This is a genomic window from Rhodanobacter lindaniclasticus (assembly GCF_004799035.1).
In the GTDB taxonomy this organism is placed as follows: domain Bacteria; phylum Pseudomonadota; class Gammaproteobacteria; order Xanthomonadales; family Rhodanobacteraceae; genus Rhodanobacter; species Rhodanobacter lindaniclasticus.
Window position 1 is genome coordinate 1 of sequence record NZ_MWIO01000083.1, and the last position, 13,782, is coordinate 13,782.

General features: G+C 59.4%; 14 protein-coding genes and 1 pseudogene. 10 read left to right on the forward strand and 5 right to left on the reverse strand.

Translation table 11 applies throughout. The annotated features are described in order from the left end of the window. From B1991_RS17895 to B1991_RS17910, 4 genes and pseudogenes are all read left to right on the forward strand, one after another. Positions 1 to 205 (forward strand): annotated as a pseudogene (locus tag B1991_RS17895) (urocanate hydratase); the annotation flags it as partial. A gap of 124 nt (positions 206 to 329) precedes the next feature. Next, positions 330 to 1,571: an N-6 DNA methylase gene (locus B1991_RS17900; RefSeq protein WP_168709705.1), complete on the forward strand. Its 1,242-nt coding sequence runs from the start codon at positions 330 to 332 to the stop codon at positions 1,569 to 1,571. A 32-nt stretch (positions 1,572 to 1,603) separates the two neighbouring features. Further along, positions 1,604 to 3,286 carry a hypothetical protein gene (locus tag B1991_RS17905; protein WP_136260034.1) on the forward strand — a complete coding sequence of 561 codons (1,683 nt, stop codon included), beginning with the start codon at positions 1,604 to 1,606 and terminating at the stop codon, positions 3,284 to 3,286. 1 nt (position 3,287) lies between these two features. Beyond that, positions 3,288 to 4,130 carry a hypothetical protein gene (locus B1991_RS17910; RefSeq protein WP_210772171.1) on the forward strand — a complete coding sequence of 281 codons (843 nt, stop codon included), beginning with the start codon at positions 3,288 to 3,290 and terminating at the stop codon, positions 4,128 to 4,130. 137 nt (positions 4,131 to 4,267) lie between these two features. Here B1991_RS17910 and B1991_RS17915 read toward each other — a convergent pair whose 3' ends face one another. Continuing rightward, positions 4,268 to 5,131, reverse strand: coding sequence for an IS3 family transposase (locus B1991_RS17915; RefSeq protein ID WP_136260035.1), 864 nt, complete (start codon positions 5,129 to 5,131; stop codon positions 4,268 to 4,270). Further along, the gene (locus B1991_RS17920) at positions 5,128 to 5,424 is read right to left on the reverse strand and encodes a transposase (protein WP_136260036.1); all 297 of its coding nucleotides are present in this window, start codon (positions 5,422 to 5,424) and stop codon (positions 5,128 to 5,130) included. The genes B1991_RS17915 and B1991_RS17920 overlap by 4 nt, the downstream gene beginning before the upstream one ends. A gap of 197 nt (positions 5,425 to 5,621) precedes the next feature. Between B1991_RS17920 and B1991_RS17925 the strand changes: the two genes are divergently transcribed. Then, positions 5,622 to 6,005, forward strand: coding sequence for a cupin domain-containing protein (locus B1991_RS17925; RefSeq protein WP_246031232.1), 384 nt, complete (start codon positions 5,622 to 5,624; stop codon positions 6,003 to 6,005). Positions 6,006 to 6,260: 255 nt separating this feature from the next. Then, complete coding sequence (locus B1991_RS17930; protein WP_136260037.1) at positions 6,261 to 7,184, forward strand: alpha/beta hydrolase family protein; 924 nt, start codon at positions 6,261 to 6,263, stop codon at positions 7,182 to 7,184. 108 nt (positions 7,185 to 7,292) lie between these two features. Here the strand turns inward: B1991_RS17930 and B1991_RS17935 are convergent, their stop codons facing one another. Further along, positions 7,293 to 8,333 (reverse strand): cytochrome-c peroxidase, encoded by a 1,041-nt coding sequence (locus tag B1991_RS17935; RefSeq protein WP_136260038.1) that lies wholly within the window; start codon positions 8,331 to 8,333, stop codon positions 7,293 to 7,295. 481 nt (positions 8,334 to 8,814) lie between these two features. Here B1991_RS17935 and B1991_RS17940 point away from each other — a divergent pair, with 481 nt between their 5' ends. Together B1991_RS17940 and B1991_RS17945 are read left to right on the forward strand one after the other, a co-directional pair. Next, the gene (locus B1991_RS17940) at positions 8,815 to 10,338 is read left to right on the forward strand and encodes a hypothetical protein (RefSeq protein ID WP_136260039.1); all 1,524 of its coding nucleotides are present in this window, start codon (positions 8,815 to 8,817) and stop codon (positions 10,336 to 10,338) included. A 218-nt stretch (positions 10,339 to 10,556) separates the two neighbouring features. Then, positions 10,557 to 11,093 carry a GNAT family N-acetyltransferase gene (locus tag B1991_RS17945; RefSeq protein ID WP_136260040.1) on the forward strand — a complete coding sequence of 179 codons (537 nt, stop codon included), beginning with the start codon at positions 10,557 to 10,559 and terminating at the stop codon, positions 11,091 to 11,093. A gap of 95 nt (positions 11,094 to 11,188) precedes the next feature. On the opposite strand, the gene B1991_RS17950 is transcribed toward B1991_RS17945, so the two are convergent. Then, positions 11,189 to 11,593, reverse strand: coding sequence for a GFA family protein (locus B1991_RS17950; RefSeq protein ID WP_136260041.1), 405 nt, complete (start codon positions 11,591 to 11,593; stop codon positions 11,189 to 11,191). A 422-nt stretch (positions 11,594 to 12,015) separates the two neighbouring features. On the opposite strand from B1991_RS17950, the gene arr reads away from it, so the two are divergent. Beyond that, positions 12,016 to 12,447: an NAD(+)--rifampin ADP-ribosyltransferase gene (arr, locus tag B1991_RS17960; RefSeq protein WP_136260043.1), complete on the forward strand. Its 432-nt coding sequence runs from the start codon at positions 12,016 to 12,018 to the stop codon at positions 12,445 to 12,447. 210 nt (positions 12,448 to 12,657) lie between these two features. Here arr and B1991_RS17965 read toward each other — a convergent pair whose 3' ends face one another. After that, complete coding sequence (locus B1991_RS17965; protein WP_136260044.1) at positions 12,658 to 13,245, reverse strand: hypothetical protein; 588 nt, start codon at positions 13,243 to 13,245, stop codon at positions 12,658 to 12,660. Between the two features lie 45 nt (positions 13,246 to 13,290). Between B1991_RS17965 and B1991_RS17970 the strand changes: the two genes are divergently transcribed. Further along, on the forward strand, positions 13,291 to 13,764 hold the full coding sequence (locus B1991_RS17970; RefSeq protein ID WP_136260045.1) for a winged helix-turn-helix transcriptional regulator: 474 nt from the start codon (positions 13,291 to 13,293) through the stop codon (positions 13,762 to 13,764). Positions 13,765 to 13,782: the final 18 nt, after the last annotated feature.

Below are 13,782 nucleotides of genomic sequence, written 5' to 3' on the forward strand. Positions count from 1 at the left end.
GCATCATGGGGGTGGGGTGGGGATGGGGTATTCGCAGCACTCGGGCGTGGTGATCGTCTGCGACGGCACGGTCGAGGCGGACAAGCGGATTGGGCGGGTGTTGTGGAATGATCCGGGGACTGGGGTGATGCGGCATGCGGATGCGGGGTACGTAGAGGCTATCGACTGTGCAAAGGGGTGCGGTTTGGATTTGCCCATGGTTTGATATCCTGTCGCCGATCCGTGCGTGATCACACGTGTGGGTGCGCCATTTGCACCCGCGCCCCATTAAGTCTTATAGGTGAGCATGGTTGCCACCGACTAGCTACAGAGGCCTTCACAGCATGCCCATGAATGTATCGCCGGCGCGTTTGAAATCGGCGGGGCCTGACAGGCTGGGACGCTATTACACGCAAGATAGGATTGGATCATTCCTTGTTGAGCAAATGACAGGCCCTGAGCCCGCCGCGGTTCTGGATCTGGGTGCAGGGGGTGGCTCTCTATCACTTGCGGCAATGACACGCTGGAGCGGGGCTGAACTTATAACCGTTGATATTGATTCGTTTTCGCGAGCAAAGCTCCGCGAACGTTTCCGTGATGCCGTTGTTCGGCACAGCCACATCCGAGCTGATGCGCTGAGGATCGATCTGCCGAAGCTGGTATCGAGTTCGATTAATTCTATAGATGCGGCTGTATGTAATCCTCCTTTCATAATTCCAAAGTGGCGTACAGAGTTCGGTCACATAATCGAAGAAGCAGGGTTCAGTAGCTCCATATCGACACTGCCAGACGTGGATGCAGCGCTTCTTTTCCTCGCTCAGAACATCAGGTTAATGAGTAAGGGGGGGGCGCTCGGCATCGTTCTGCCCGATAGTTTGGTCTCTTCGGTTAAGTATCGGCCGTTTCGAAGAGATTTATTGGCGCGATTTTACGTTGAGAAAGCAGTCAGGTTGCCTAGGAACTCTTTCGCAAAAACTGATGCACAAGCACATATACTAGTTATCCGCAAGAATGCATGCTCGGCTAGTGCTGTAGTACTGCAAGAGCTCAACGAGGGCTTCGAAGGCAGAGAGCTGATGGTTAGTGTCGAGCAAGCCGAAGACCGTCTGGATTTTCGCTATCACGCGCAACGCGTTGCATTTTCATCGATTTATCGCGCGCGAACGAGGAGGCTGTCCGATATAACTCAAGTTTTAACCCGTGGCTGTTTTACGAGCGCCGAGGTCAAAAACAGCAATTATCCTGTGCTTCACACGACGGATATCCCGGAGGAGCTGTGTGGCTGCTGGTGCGACATTTCATCCTTTGGGAAGTCGCAACCCGCAAGCGGCAGTCGCTTTGCTATCGCTGAGCCTGGCGACGTCCTTGTCGCTAGGGTGGGGCGCAACCTTGAAAGAAAGGTGATAGGTGTCGCTAAGGGGTACGCGCGGTTGTCCGACTGCGTTTATAAGATTCGGGTTGCGGAAGCACATCGCGAACTATTGCTGAAGAGATTAGGGTCAGAAAGTGGCCGTGTGTGGTTAGCGTCTCAGGCGTATGGTGTTAGCGCCAAGCAACTAACCAAGTCGAGCCTCTTGGCTTTCCCGTTTTAAAGTAGACAGCGCCTACTCGACTGGAGATTTTCATGGCTGATTTTGAGGAGCGAGCCGATCAGCTTTCGCTCGAAACGATCGATGCTTCCCTTTCTGATGGCCAAATATTTAAGAGGGCTAGGCAAAAGCTTTTGGCGCCAGGAGCAAAGCTCTTGGTCGGCCCCCGCGGCACGGGCAAAACGCACATCATGCGCTATGCCTACGTCCATGCCATGCGCAATGAAAACTGTCCAATTGCTTTGTACGCGAACTTTAGTAGATATCTAAATCTCGAGCCCCTACTCCTAAATTCGCCTGACGCATTGAAGCGTTTTCATTCGTGGGTAATCGCAAAGCTGCTGCTTAGTGCTTTCGACTTTCTTGATGACAAAGGCGGTGATAAAACCTTCCTTACCGATAGCGGCGAGCACTTTAATGAGGCTAAATTGCGCGAATTAGTCGCCCTCTTGGAGCGGAACGGTGGTGGAAACGTTTATGAAGATTTTGGTCAAAACTTAACGATTAATCATGTAATCGAAGTGTGCTCGCTGCTATGTGGAAAGTTCAAGAGAAGAAGAACAGTTCTCTTGCTTGATGATGCGGCGCTTAGTCTGGCAGGGAGTTACCTTATCGCGTTTTTCGATATATATAGACTATTGAAGACAGGCACGATAGCTCCGAAGGCCTCGGTATATCCCGGTTCTACGCAGTACGGGCCAACGTTCCATGCATCCCACGAGGTCGAAATGGTCCCGCTTTGGCTTGCAGTGGATGATCCGGAGTATTCCGAGATTATGGGTGATATTGCAGAACGAAGACTCACGGCTGACGAAATTGGAAGCATAAACGAAGACACGCTGGAGACGCTTAAGTACGTCGCTTTTGGCAGTCCGCGCGCGTATCTTAGACTGCTGAGGGAATATCTAGACAAAAGCGGTACATCGCAGCAGAAGATCAACGCGATCGTAGAGCACCATGCAGAGCTGATTGGCGCAGAATATGATTCTTTGGGATTAAAGCTTCGCCAGTTCTCGAGTCTTATTGCTACGGGGCGAAAGTTCTTCGACGCCGCGGTAGAGCAGGTCGCAACTTCGCAAGACGCACATGCTCGAACGAAGAGCATTGTTCTGGGGTTGAGGCAGGGCGAGGAGCGTACTCCTCTCGCAGAGAGGATGCTGAGGTTCTTGATCGAGGTGGGCATGCTTTATCCGCTTCAAGCGGTGTCGCATGGTCCAAATCGGAAATACGATCGTTACATCCCGCATCTTGCTTTTCTTTACGAACAGGGTACGTTCCGCACTGGACGCGGCTCTTCTTCACGAGATCTGCCTTCTTACATGCTTAGGCCGTCTTCTAAGCACCCCGTAAGACGCGATCTATCTTCTCTACTATCGGAAGATGAAATTAAGGCGCTGAAGCTGGACCTCCCTCCCTGTCCTTCTTGCGGCGTAGCTCGTATCAATGAATCGCAGAAATTCTGCCATAACTGTGGGGCTGAGCTAGTCGCTTCCTCTCTGTTTGAAGAGTGTATGAAGCTACCTCTCGAAGATGTGCCGGGTATAAGCGACGCGATGGTTGCGCGCATTCATAAAGACACTAAAATACGTACCGTTGGTCACGTTTATGCCTCCCAAAACCCTTCCACAGACTTGCAGCAAGCAAGTTATGTTGGACCTGTAAGGGCTTCAGGTATCGTCGGCAAGGTTGCGTTGGCTGTCAACGAGTTCCTTTCCTGAGATGAAGATATTTCGGTCGAAGCTCGCAATGTGCGTTGCAGGGGCAAGCCCCGCACTGGATACGCATAATCTTTTTGACTCTAGCTATAAGGAGCCGAAGATATCTGCAATCGACGAATTTTCGGTTCGCGTTCGATCGCTGAATATTTTGGCGCCTCGGCCCGATGAGTTCGATCCTTTTCAAGGGCAGCTCGTTTTACTCGGTGTCATCGCTGCCGTGGAGAGCTACCTCAGGACTCTGTTTCGCCGTCTTATTCATTTTGACCCTGGGTGCCAGGATGCAGTCCAAAAGCGGGATGTTGCTTACGGCGCTGCGATTCACTTGGCCCCCGAGCTGCTTCCTGAGGCTTTGCTAGAGAGAATCAGCTTCATAAGCAAGGAGAATATCGAAAAAGCAATTAAGGAACTTCTGGGTATCCAAGGTGGATTGCCTCCTGATGTTGTTACAGCGACCGAAGACTACGTAAGGATTTGTCAATTAAGACATTGTGCGGTTCATCGGTTTGGGAAGCTTGGTGCTAGTAACGCAATTTCACTTGGATTGTCGAAGCATGGTGCGTTAATGGAGAAGCCGTTGCGGTTAGATTACACGGCGCTGCAAAGCGCCATTGCAATCTGCGCCGGTTTTGTTAAGTCGCTTAATAACTTTTTGTTTAATGCGATCTTGTCGCGGGTACCTGAGGGATCTTGGTCGGGCACCTATCGGATTGACAGGGCGAAGTTTGTCGCTTATTACATGCTATTCGCTGATAAACAGAGTGCGATAAAGTCTCCGCCGCCCAAGAGCTTTTATTCATTGTTCTTAAAGCAGCGCGCGAGTTTCCGGGCTAATAAGCCGTTCTAGGGAAAAGGTATCACGAAAAGGTGTCAGGGACAATTTCGGGGCGGCAACAGGAGTTATCAAATTGCCCCTGGCGCTATTCTTCGAGAAAAGAAATAAGGGGTCAGGTTGAGGTGGCCCGGCTTTTTCGGACACGTTAATTAAGCACTCATAGCCTCGTCATCGACAACCGCAGGTATGCGATAGCCGAGTGCTTGATGCAGCCGCTTGCGATTGTAGAAGCCTTCGATGTAGCTGACGATGGCGACCCTCGCGGCATCGCGTGTCGCGAAGGCCTCACCGTGGATGAGCTCGTTCTTCAGCGAGGAGAAGAAGCTTTCCGCGCATGCATTGTCGTAGCAGTCGCCGTGACGGCTCATGCTGGCCAGCAGGCCATCGGCGGCCATCAGACGACGGTAGTTACGTGAGCTGTAGAGCACGCCACGGTCCGTGTGGTGAATCAATCCTGCCGCTGGTTGGCGATGCGTGATCGCCATGCGCAACGCCGCCGACACCAGCGGCTCGTCATTGCGATCAGACATGGCCCAGCCAACGACCATTCGCGAGTGCAGGTCGATCAACACGGCGAGGTAAAGCCAACCTTGCCGCGTGCTGATAAAGGTCACATCACCGACCCAGCATTGGTTGGGCTGCTCAGCCTGAAACTTCCGACGAAGCAGGTCTGGCGCCGTGTTCTTGTGGCGTCGCGCGTAGTGGGTCACCTTGAAACGACGGCGGCGACGAGCCTCGATGCCGTTCTCGCGCCTCACTCGCGCAACACGGTTGCGGCCACAGGCGATGCCCTCGGCGACCAACGTCTTCCAGACCTTCCTCGTGCCATACGCTTCGCGCGACGCGTTGTGAATGCGTCGCACATGTGCCGTCAGGGTGAGGTCCTCGCGCTGGCGGGCGCTCGGTTCACGACAGCGCCAGGCGTAGTAGCCGCTGCGGCTGACCGACAACACACGACACATGCCCGTGAGCGAGAACTGGTCGGCGTGAGAGCGCATGAAGTCGTACTTCATGGCAGTTCCTTGGCGAAGTACGCCGCCGCTTTTTTTAAAATGTCGCGCTCCTCCGTCACCCGCGCCAATTCGCGCTTGAGGCGCACAATCTCCGAATCCTGGTCCGCGTGCTTGCGGCCGGAGCCAGGAAAGGAGAGCTCGCCGGATCGAACCTGCTCAGCCTTCCACTTGTAGAGCTGGTTCCGTCGGATACCCAGATCGATGGCTACCTCCGATGCAGGACGTTCGCCCGCATCGAGCAACCTGACCGCTTCGCGCTTGAACTCCGCGGTGAACCGTTGGCGCTTGACCATGTGACACCTCCCAGGGGATTGTCCCCGTTCAAAGGTGTCCGTCAAACCCGGGCCATCTCAGGTTCATTTGATTGAACAAGTAGATCTGACTTCCGAAAAAGTGTCCAAAAACGGGATCAGGTTCACTTATTGGAGTGGAAAGTTAACCTGACCCCGTTCGGTTGCATTTTTTTTGGTCGTGAGATAGCCGCCATCCTATGAAAAAATCACTCACGCAAATCTTGTCGGGCTTGACGCACCTTCCGGATCGCTCTCCGGAGATGGCTTTCGATACACATGCGACTGAGGCGTTCGCTGAGGTCGCTCCCTATCGCGATGGCGCGGTGTACCTGAGTTACTACTCGGGGAGCAGCGAGTGGGAGCGCCATCCCAACGGTGACGAGGTCGTTCTGGTGCTCGCTGGCACCACGACGGTTATCTTGCTGATGGACGCGATGGAGGAGCGTATCTTTCTCGAGCAAGGCGAACTGGTCGTCGTACCGGCAGGCGTCTGGCACCGCTTTGAGGGGTCCGAGCAGCTCAAGGTGATGACGATAACGCCTCAGCCTACCGATCATCGGCTTGAAACGCCCGGTACCTGATGGGCGACCCAAAACAATAAAAGGGAACATGGCTAATTACATTCGGTCGTCGTCCCAAAAGCGGGGTCAGGTTCACTTATCGGATGAGGAAAGTGAACCTGACCCCGTTCGGTTAGACCCCGTTCGGTAGAGCCGGGCTGGCCGAGGCCTCGGGTGCCGGTATCAGCTGCTCCAAACGTGTAGTCTTTCGCCCGAACCGGCAGCCTGACATCAGATGCCGGCGCACTTCCGACTGCCAGCCCGCATGGGGGACGCATGAACAAGCACGCGCGACATGGCCTCCTGGCCGCCGGTTTCCTTCTGAGCCTGACCTGCATCGCCAGTCCGCAGACACGCCCGGCGCCCGTCACCGGGCACGACCAAGCCACGGCTGAGAACCGCGCGTCGATGGAGACGATGCAGATCCCCAGCCACGGCAAAGGGATGAATGCGCTGGTGTACGTCGCCGCTGGTGTCGGCCCGCACCCCGCCGTGATCCTGCTGCACGGCTTCCCTGGCAACGAACGCAATCTGGACCTGGCGCAGGACATCCGTCGCGCCGGCTGGGACGTGCTCTATTTCAACTACCGCGGCTCATGGGGAACGCCCGGCGATTTCTCTTTCAGTCACGGCATCGAGGACGTCGCTGCGGCACTGAGCTACCTGCGCCAGCCGGCCGTGGCGAAGAAACTGCGACTGGACCCCACGCGCATCGTGCTGATCGGCCACAGCATGGGCGGCTTCATGGCCATCCAAGCCGCCGCGGCCGATCCGCGCGTCAGAGCCATTGGCGTGATTTCCGGCGGCGATCTTGGCGGGGAGTACCAGCACCTGCGGCGCGAGAACGCCAGCGCCAGCGCGACGGAGAAGATGGCGACCGCTCTGGCCGACGAAGGCATGGCCCCGCTGCACGGCTGCACGCCCGAAGGCCTCGCGCAGCAGGTGGCCGCGCACGCCACCGACTGGGTGTTCACCACGAAGGCGCCGGCACTGAAGGACCGCAACGTGCTGGTGGTCACCTCCGACGACGGCCTGGCCAGCTACAACGACGCTTTCGCCGACGCCCTCCGCAAGGCCGGCGATCGCCAAGTGACCACCACGCACCTGGCTACCGATCATGCCTATTCCGACATGCGCACCGAACTGTCGAAAACGGTACTCGCATGGCTGGCTGCAATTGAAGGGGATGTGGCTAATTAAGTTCAAAAACGGGATACGTGGCTAATTACATTCGGCCGTCGTCTGGCAGGGCCAGTCGCCTGCCTGGCCAAATCAGCCACGTCCTCTTTTCTGCTTTTCTGGCGCGGGTTACGGCTTGGGCCGCGGGGTGGTTGCCACGCTGGGTGGCAGGATCGGCAGCGCGATCTTCGGCTGATCGCCGGTCAGGGCCCCGAGGAAAACCTCGATCTTGCCGACCTCCTCGTCGCTCAGCTTCGCGCCGAGCTGGCTGCTGCCCATGATCGCGACGGCCTGGCGAAGATCCCACACCTTGCCCGTGTGGAAATAGGGTGCGGTCAGCGCGATGTTGCGCAGTGAGGGCACTCGGAACACGTATTCGTCGCTGACTGTCTTGGTCACCGCGAAGCGCCCCTTGTCCCCCGGCGGGAGAATGTCGGCACCCGGCCGCTCGACCACGCCGAACGGGGCGTACATGCCCCCGCCCACGTTGATGCCGTTGTGGCATGCCGCGCAGCCCTTGTTGATGAACAGCGCCAGACCTTCCTTCTGGTTCGCGTCGAGCGCTTTCTCGTTGCCCTTGAGGTAGCGATCGAACGGCGCGTTCGGCGTGATCAGGGTGGCCTCGAACAAGGCGATGGCCTTGCGCACGTTGTCGAACGTGATCGGATCGGGCACGGCTGGATAGGCCTTGGCGAACACGGCGGCGTAGCCGGGAATCCCCTTGAGCTGTTCGACTACATGTGCCTCGGTGGTGTCCATCTCGACCGGGTTGACCAGCGGACCGCCGGCCTGCTGTTCAAGGTCCTTGGCACGTCCATCCCAGAATTGGGCGACGTCGAACACCGCGTTGTAGACAGTCGGTGCATTGCGACCACCATGCTGCCAGCGATGACCCAGCGAGGTCTCCTGCAGGTCGACCCCACCCATACCGACCATGTGGCATGAATTGCAGCTGATGGCATGGCTTTCGGACAGCCGGGGCTCGAAGTAGAGCATCTTGCCGAGATCCACCTTCGCCGGGGTCGCCGCATTGCCCGGCAACGGCGGCGCGTTGGCGGGTATCGGCTTGAACAGACCCTGGGCCTGCTTCATCAATGCCGTTTGCGACCATGCCTGGCCTGTGGCCAGGGAGGCGAGAACCATCAGTGAAACCAGCTTGATCGGCGACATGAGCTGACCCTCCGCAGCAGGGTGTCAATTGAGATCATCGGTGTCTGTGGCGTATCAAGGAAACCATGGAGATGCGGGAACGCGGCGCGGAACCGATGGCCTGGGTGGATGTCGCCGGGATCGTCGGCATGCCCGTCGTCCTGGCACAACCGGAACCTCCGGCGGTGCCTGTCGATGCCAGATCGCGCCGGCAACACCCGGATGTTCGGTTCATCGGCGCCGACGCTTGTTGACCGAGATCAACAATGGCGATTTCGAAACGAAGGCAGGCGGCTGGCCCCGTTCGGTCGCAGTTCCACCCGACGCTGTTGTCCGTCGCGCAGCGGCACGCCACGTTGAGCGCGGCCTGCCTGAAGGACATGACGGAACCGATCAAGTCGCCGGCAAAGAAAGCGCAAGGCTGATACCGTTCGCCGTATGGCGTGGTCCAGTCCGGCCACGCGCTCGTTGTCGACAGACGACAGTCCAGGGGAACGCATCCATGAACAGGATCTTCATGACGGCGGCGGCGCTCGTGTTGCTGACCGTGTGCACGGCGCGGGCAACGATTCCGCCGACGCCGAAACTCGCCGAGCGGGCAGCCGAGCTGACGGCAGGCGCCGCCCAGTTGGTGCAGAAGGCCTTCACTGACGTCAGTCACAATGACGCGGCGTCCGCCCAGGCAAAACTCGACAAGGCGATTCATGCCGAGGATTTCGATGACCTTCCGACGGATCTGCGATACCGCGCATTGCTGGTTGCCAGCCTGATCGCCGCCCAGAACGGCCAGGACAAGAAGGCTCACGAAACGGCCGTGCGGGCGACGGCTTTTGACGAGGCCGATGACATGGCATGGATGACCCGTCTCTCCAGCGCGTTCTCCGTCGGCGATTACAGCGATGCAGGGCATAGCGTGGCGATCTTCGCCCAGCGCTGGCCGGAAAAACTGGGCAACGTGAATTCAGATGCGATCTGGCAGCTTCATTACCAGTACCTGCAGGAGCAGAACCCTGACACGGACCGGGAGATGCTGGACGCACTGTTCGATGCGGGATGGCTGGATGGTGGTATCGAGCCCAGCAACTTGTGGCGTGACCTGGCGCTGCTGCACATTGAACGCAATGACGTCGCGCGCGCTACGGCGGTCGCCTTGCGGATCACCTCGGCCCAGGCCGCGTTGAGCATGCGCGTGGATCGGCGCTTTGACCCCATCACGCTCAAGCGCCCCAAGGAATTCGATGTCGATCGCCTGATAGCCGCGGAGATCAAGGCAGCGCAGGAACGAGTGAAGGCCCAACCGGACAAGCTTGAACCCCTTGCGGACCTTCAAGGGTTGCTGCTGATCACCGGCCAGTATGCGCGCGTGCTTTCGATCAGCGACACGGTACTCGATCATGCCGGGCGCGGAGACGGCCCCAGGACCTACACGGACTTTGACGACAAATACCCCTGGGTGCTCGACAACCGTTCACGGGCGTTCAAACGGCAGGGACGTTGGGACGATGCCGTGCACGTCGAAGTATTGGCAGCGCGGCGCCCCGAGCATGGGGGCATGAACGTGAGCCAGTTGATCAATCTTGGCGGGCTGTACGCCGATCTCGGCTTGCCCGACAAGGCAGCCGATACCATCGTCGAACTCGGCAACATGAGTCCCTTCGGCCGCATGCAGCTGGAAAGCGTGAAACTGCGAATCGCCGTCGCGAAAAACGACGCCGCCGCCATCGCTGCCTCCATGGACTATCAGCGCGAGCATCGCGCCGATGCCATTGCCACGTGGGAGGACGCCCTGCTGCTCTGCGGGAAGCTTGACGAGGCCGCCTCCCTGCTCATCGAGCGGCTGCAGAAACCCGCTTGGCGGAATGCCGCGCTGGTCGACATGCAGCATTACGCCGATGTCACCGAAACGCCGACGGAAAAGCTGATTCACGACCGTTGGAACACGGTCACCGCGCGGCCCGATGTCCAGGCCGCCATGCAGAAGGTCGGCCGGGTGGAGCGGTTCCACATGGCGGCGGCGCTGCGCTGACCCATCGGAACAGCCGCTGGGGTCGCTTTCCGTCGATCGGGCCAGGAGGGCAAGGCCTTCTCGTGAGTTGGTGAAAACAAGGGGGCAGAGCGAGCTGGCCCGGGCTTCCGACCCGCGGGTTCCGATCGGTGCGGCACCGCCCGATCCCTTGACGCTGGTCAATTGATGCCCGCAGGCGGCTGGTACGCTGAAGCACCTGGTTGATGGCGGAGCATGCCATGGCACAGATCCATGCACCCCCGGGCGAGGGCTGGAACGAGAAGCTGCAGGACGGCACGACCGTGCGGATCCGCTCGATCAGCGCGCAGGATGCGGAGCTTGAGCTGGAGTTTCTCAACCATCTGTCGCCGGCATTTCGCAGTTCGCGCTTTCTCGGGCTGGTCCGTGATCCGACGCCGGAGGTGGCGCGCGAACTTACCGACCTGGACCCGGCCTGTGCCGTGGGCTTCATTGCGCTGGTCCCGTACGAGGGGCGCGAGCGGGAAATCGGCGCGGCGCAGTTTCATGTCAATGCCAAGGGCGACCGCTGCGATGCTTCGCTCACGGTCGGCGACGAATGGCGACAACGCGGCGTCGGTTCGCTGCTGATGCGCCATCTGATCGCCGCGGCAAGGGCACGCGGCATCCGGCACATGCGCGCCTACGCGCCGGGCCGATCCGGCGGCGGTGATCGCCTCGCGGCGAATATCGGCTTCCAGCGTCGCCTGGATTCGCGCGATCCGGCCACGGTGATCTACGACCTGTGCCTGGAATAGCAAGCGGTTGAAAACGGGGTCTGGTTCACCTATCGGACGGGGCAAGTGAACCTGCCCCGTTCGGTTGAACCCGTTCGGTTGCTGTTCGGCCGGTTTCAGTCCGGATCCCTGTCGTAGTGCGCGATGCCCTTGGGCAACTGCACCCACGCGTGCCGGCGGCACTCGTAGACAGAGTCCTGCGGAGGCGGAAAGTTGGGGTCGGCAAAGGCGCCCACAGCCACCATCACGAAGGCATCGTTGCCTTCCTCGGTGTGGAATACCTGGCTGCCGCATACCGGGCAGAAGCGGAAACGGAAGGTCGCGCCCTGGTCGCCCGTGCGCACGAATTCGGTGGCGACGCCTTCGATCTTCCACGGCGCAGCATAGGCGGCCAGCGCCGCGAATACGCTGCCGGTGCGCTGCTGGCAAGCCAGGCAGTGGCAGACGCCGGTACCCAGCGTCTGACCCTGGACTTCGATGCGCAGTTGTCCGCAATAGCAGGAGGCGGTGCGGCTTTCCATCGGACACCTCGGCGATGGTTTCAGGATGCTTCACGCACCGCGAACAGTGGCGAAGCCATCACTGTAATGACCCAGCGGTTTCTGCACAGGTCGGGCCGCCAAAGCATAAGCCTCCAAAACGCAGTCAGGCTCACTTCCCGAGACCCAGGACGAATAAAGGGGGGCGTCTTCGTACGTACGCTGCAGGACTGGGAGCAGGGAAGGCGCGAGCCGGGTGGCGCGGCGAAGGCGTTGTTGAAAGTGGCGGCGGCCGCGCCGAAGACGGTGCGCAAGAAAAAAAGGGTCAAGTTGACCTTTCCACGGCGCACTGCGCTCCCCACTGCAAATTTATATCAGCCACCGGGACTTGCGGCAAGGCTCACCGGCTGGCCTAGCATCGCCGCCCCTGCCGATCGGGCAGGAAGCATGAGGCGAGCCGAGCGATGCATGACGACGATTGGGTTCCGGTTTCCCGCGAGAACTGCAACTGGGTGGATGGGCCGTTCTACCACGGTACGAAGGCGGATCTTCCCGTCGGTGGTTTGCTGATTGCCGGATTCACCTCCAATTACGACGAGCGCGTCGTGATGAACCACGTCTATTTCACCGCTGTATCGAAGGGGGCCGGTCTTGCCGCGGAGATGGCGCGAGGCGCGGGGAGGCCGCGGGTCTACGTCGTCGTGCCGACCGGAGCGTTTGAAGACGACCCGAACGTCACGAACAAGAAGTTCCGTGGCAATCCGACGCGGTCGTATCGAAGCGTGTCGCCGCTGAAGATCGTGGGCGAGCTCGAAAGCTGGGAGCTGTACGACGCGGAGTTCATCCGCGAACTGAGACGCCGCGTCGAGGATGGCCTCGGAGAGATCATCAATTGAAGCAAAGACGGGGTCTGGCTCACTTGCCGAGAACTGACAGGTGAGCCTGGCTCCGTTCGAATCGAGCCGCCAGCGGCTGCATCAGACCCTCGGCTACCGCACGCCAGTAGTTGTTGATGATGAGGCGATGAGTGCTTGATCAACGTGTCCGAAAGGGACCGGGCCACCTCAGAGTCTGAAGTTTCCCCAGGAGGATGTTGCTTCAGTTCGCTACTTCATCCGCGTATCGGTCGCCACCCAGTTGATCTCCCAGGTCTTGCCGCCATCGTCCGAGAAGGCCTGCTCGAAGCGGATCGTGTCGGCGTCGAGCGGCGTGATCACGAAACGGACGAAGATGGCGCGTCCGTTGAAGTCTTCCTGGTCGTAGAACTCGCCGCGTCCGTCAATGAAGCCGCCGATGGTCGGCTTTCCCAATGTTCCGCCGCTGCTGTTGGCGAAGTTGAGACTCCATTGGCGCGACCGCGGGTTGTAGAGCCGAAGGTTCAGACCTTCGAAGTGGCCGTCCGGGCCATCGGCCGTCAGCTCGACCAGGTTGGCGCGGCCGTTCCAGACCTTGCGCACGGTGGTGACACCCTCGTATTCCAGCCATTCGCCGGATCCCGACAGGGGATGCGCCAGCCGCTTGAGGTGCGTACGCCACGTGCCGATCTCGAAATCGAAATCGTGTTGGCCATCGCGCAGTGTTGCTGCTCCGGTCCTGGCGGCCTTTGCCGCTTGTGCGCCGGTGGGTGCAGCAGGCAGATACAGCAGCCCCATGACGGCCAGCCACGACAGGAAAGCGCGGTAGCGGTTCGGCATGGCATGCTCCAGTGTGATTCGATTGACTGAACGCTAGAGGCAGCCATGTCCATCGACAAGAAGGCACGTCCAGGTGCGTATCTGTTGGCCAGCTCCCATCCGCTGGCGGATTGCCCGCTGCACGCGGCCTTTGTCGCGGTCGGTGGCAAATGGAAGCTCACGATCCTGTATTGGCTCGCGCGCGAGCCTCATCATTTTTCGGGCCTGCTGCGCCGTGCCGCACCGATCTCGCACAAGGTGCTGACCGAGCAGCTGCGCGAGCTCGAAGCCGATGGTCTGGTCGAGCGCCTGGTGGCTGGGCGAGTGCCAGCGCCGGTGCAGTACCGCCTTAGCGGTTACGGGGAAACGGTCTTGCCGCTGGTCGAAGAAGCAAGGGTCTGGGGCTTGGCGCACCTTCAGCGCATGCGTGGCTCGGGTCCGGTGTCGTCGGCGGCAGCGCTCGGCTGCGGCGAGGCCCTGAGCGCGACGCCGATCCCCGGTTCACGCGGAGAATCGACCCGGAATCAGATTCTTCCATGAGCCCACCATCTCCCACCA

What these genes read in the sequence shown, in the direction of transcription:
- B1991_RS17900 (WP_168709705.1), top strand. Translation starts at nt 330, where the DNA reads ATGAATGTATCGCCGGCGCGTTTGAAATCGGCGGGGCCTGACAGGCTG.
- B1991_RS17905 (WP_136260034.1), top strand. Translation starts at nt 1,604, where the DNA reads ATGGCTGATTTTGAGGAGCGAGCCGATCAGCTTTCGCTCGAAACGATC.
- B1991_RS17910 (WP_210772171.1), top strand. Translation starts at nt 3,288, where the DNA reads ATGAAGATATTTCGGTCGAAGCTCGCAATGTGCGTTGCAGGGGCAAGC.
- B1991_RS17915 (WP_136260035.1), bottom strand. Translation starts at nt 5,131, where the DNA reads ATGAAGTACGACTTCATGCGCTCTCACGCCGACCAGTTCTCGCTCACG.
- B1991_RS17920 (WP_136260036.1), bottom strand. Translation starts at nt 5,424, where the DNA reads ATGGTCAAGCGCCAACGGTTCACCGCGGAGTTCAAGCGCGAAGCGGTC.
- B1991_RS17925 (WP_246031232.1), top strand. Translation starts at nt 5,622, where the DNA reads ATGAAAAAATCACTCACGCAAATCTTGTCGGGCTTGACGCACCTTCCG.
- B1991_RS17930 (WP_136260037.1), top strand. Translation starts at nt 6,261, where the DNA reads ATGAACAAGCACGCGCGACATGGCCTCCTGGCCGCCGGTTTCCTTCTG.
- B1991_RS17935 (WP_136260038.1), bottom strand. Translation starts at nt 8,333, where the DNA reads ATGTCGCCGATCAAGCTGGTTTCACTGATGGTTCTCGCCTCCCTGGCC.
- B1991_RS17940 (WP_136260039.1), top strand. Translation starts at nt 8,815, where the DNA reads ATGAACAGGATCTTCATGACGGCGGCGGCGCTCGTGTTGCTGACCGTG.
- B1991_RS17945 (WP_136260040.1), top strand. Translation starts at nt 10,557, where the DNA reads ATGGCACAGATCCATGCACCCCCGGGCGAGGGCTGGAACGAGAAGCTG.
- B1991_RS17950 (WP_136260041.1), bottom strand. Translation starts at nt 11,593, where the DNA reads ATGGAAAGCCGCACCGCCTCCTGCTATTGCGGACAACTGCGCATCGAA.
- arr (WP_136260043.1), top strand. Translation starts at nt 12,016, where the DNA reads ATGCATGACGACGATTGGGTTCCGGTTTCCCGCGAGAACTGCAACTGG.
- B1991_RS17965 (WP_136260044.1), bottom strand. Translation starts at nt 13,245, where the DNA reads ATGCCGAACCGCTACCGCGCTTTCCTGTCGTGGCTGGCCGTCATGGGG.
- B1991_RS17970 (WP_136260045.1), top strand. Translation starts at nt 13,291, where the DNA reads ATGTCCATCGACAAGAAGGCACGTCCAGGTGCGTATCTGTTGGCCAGC.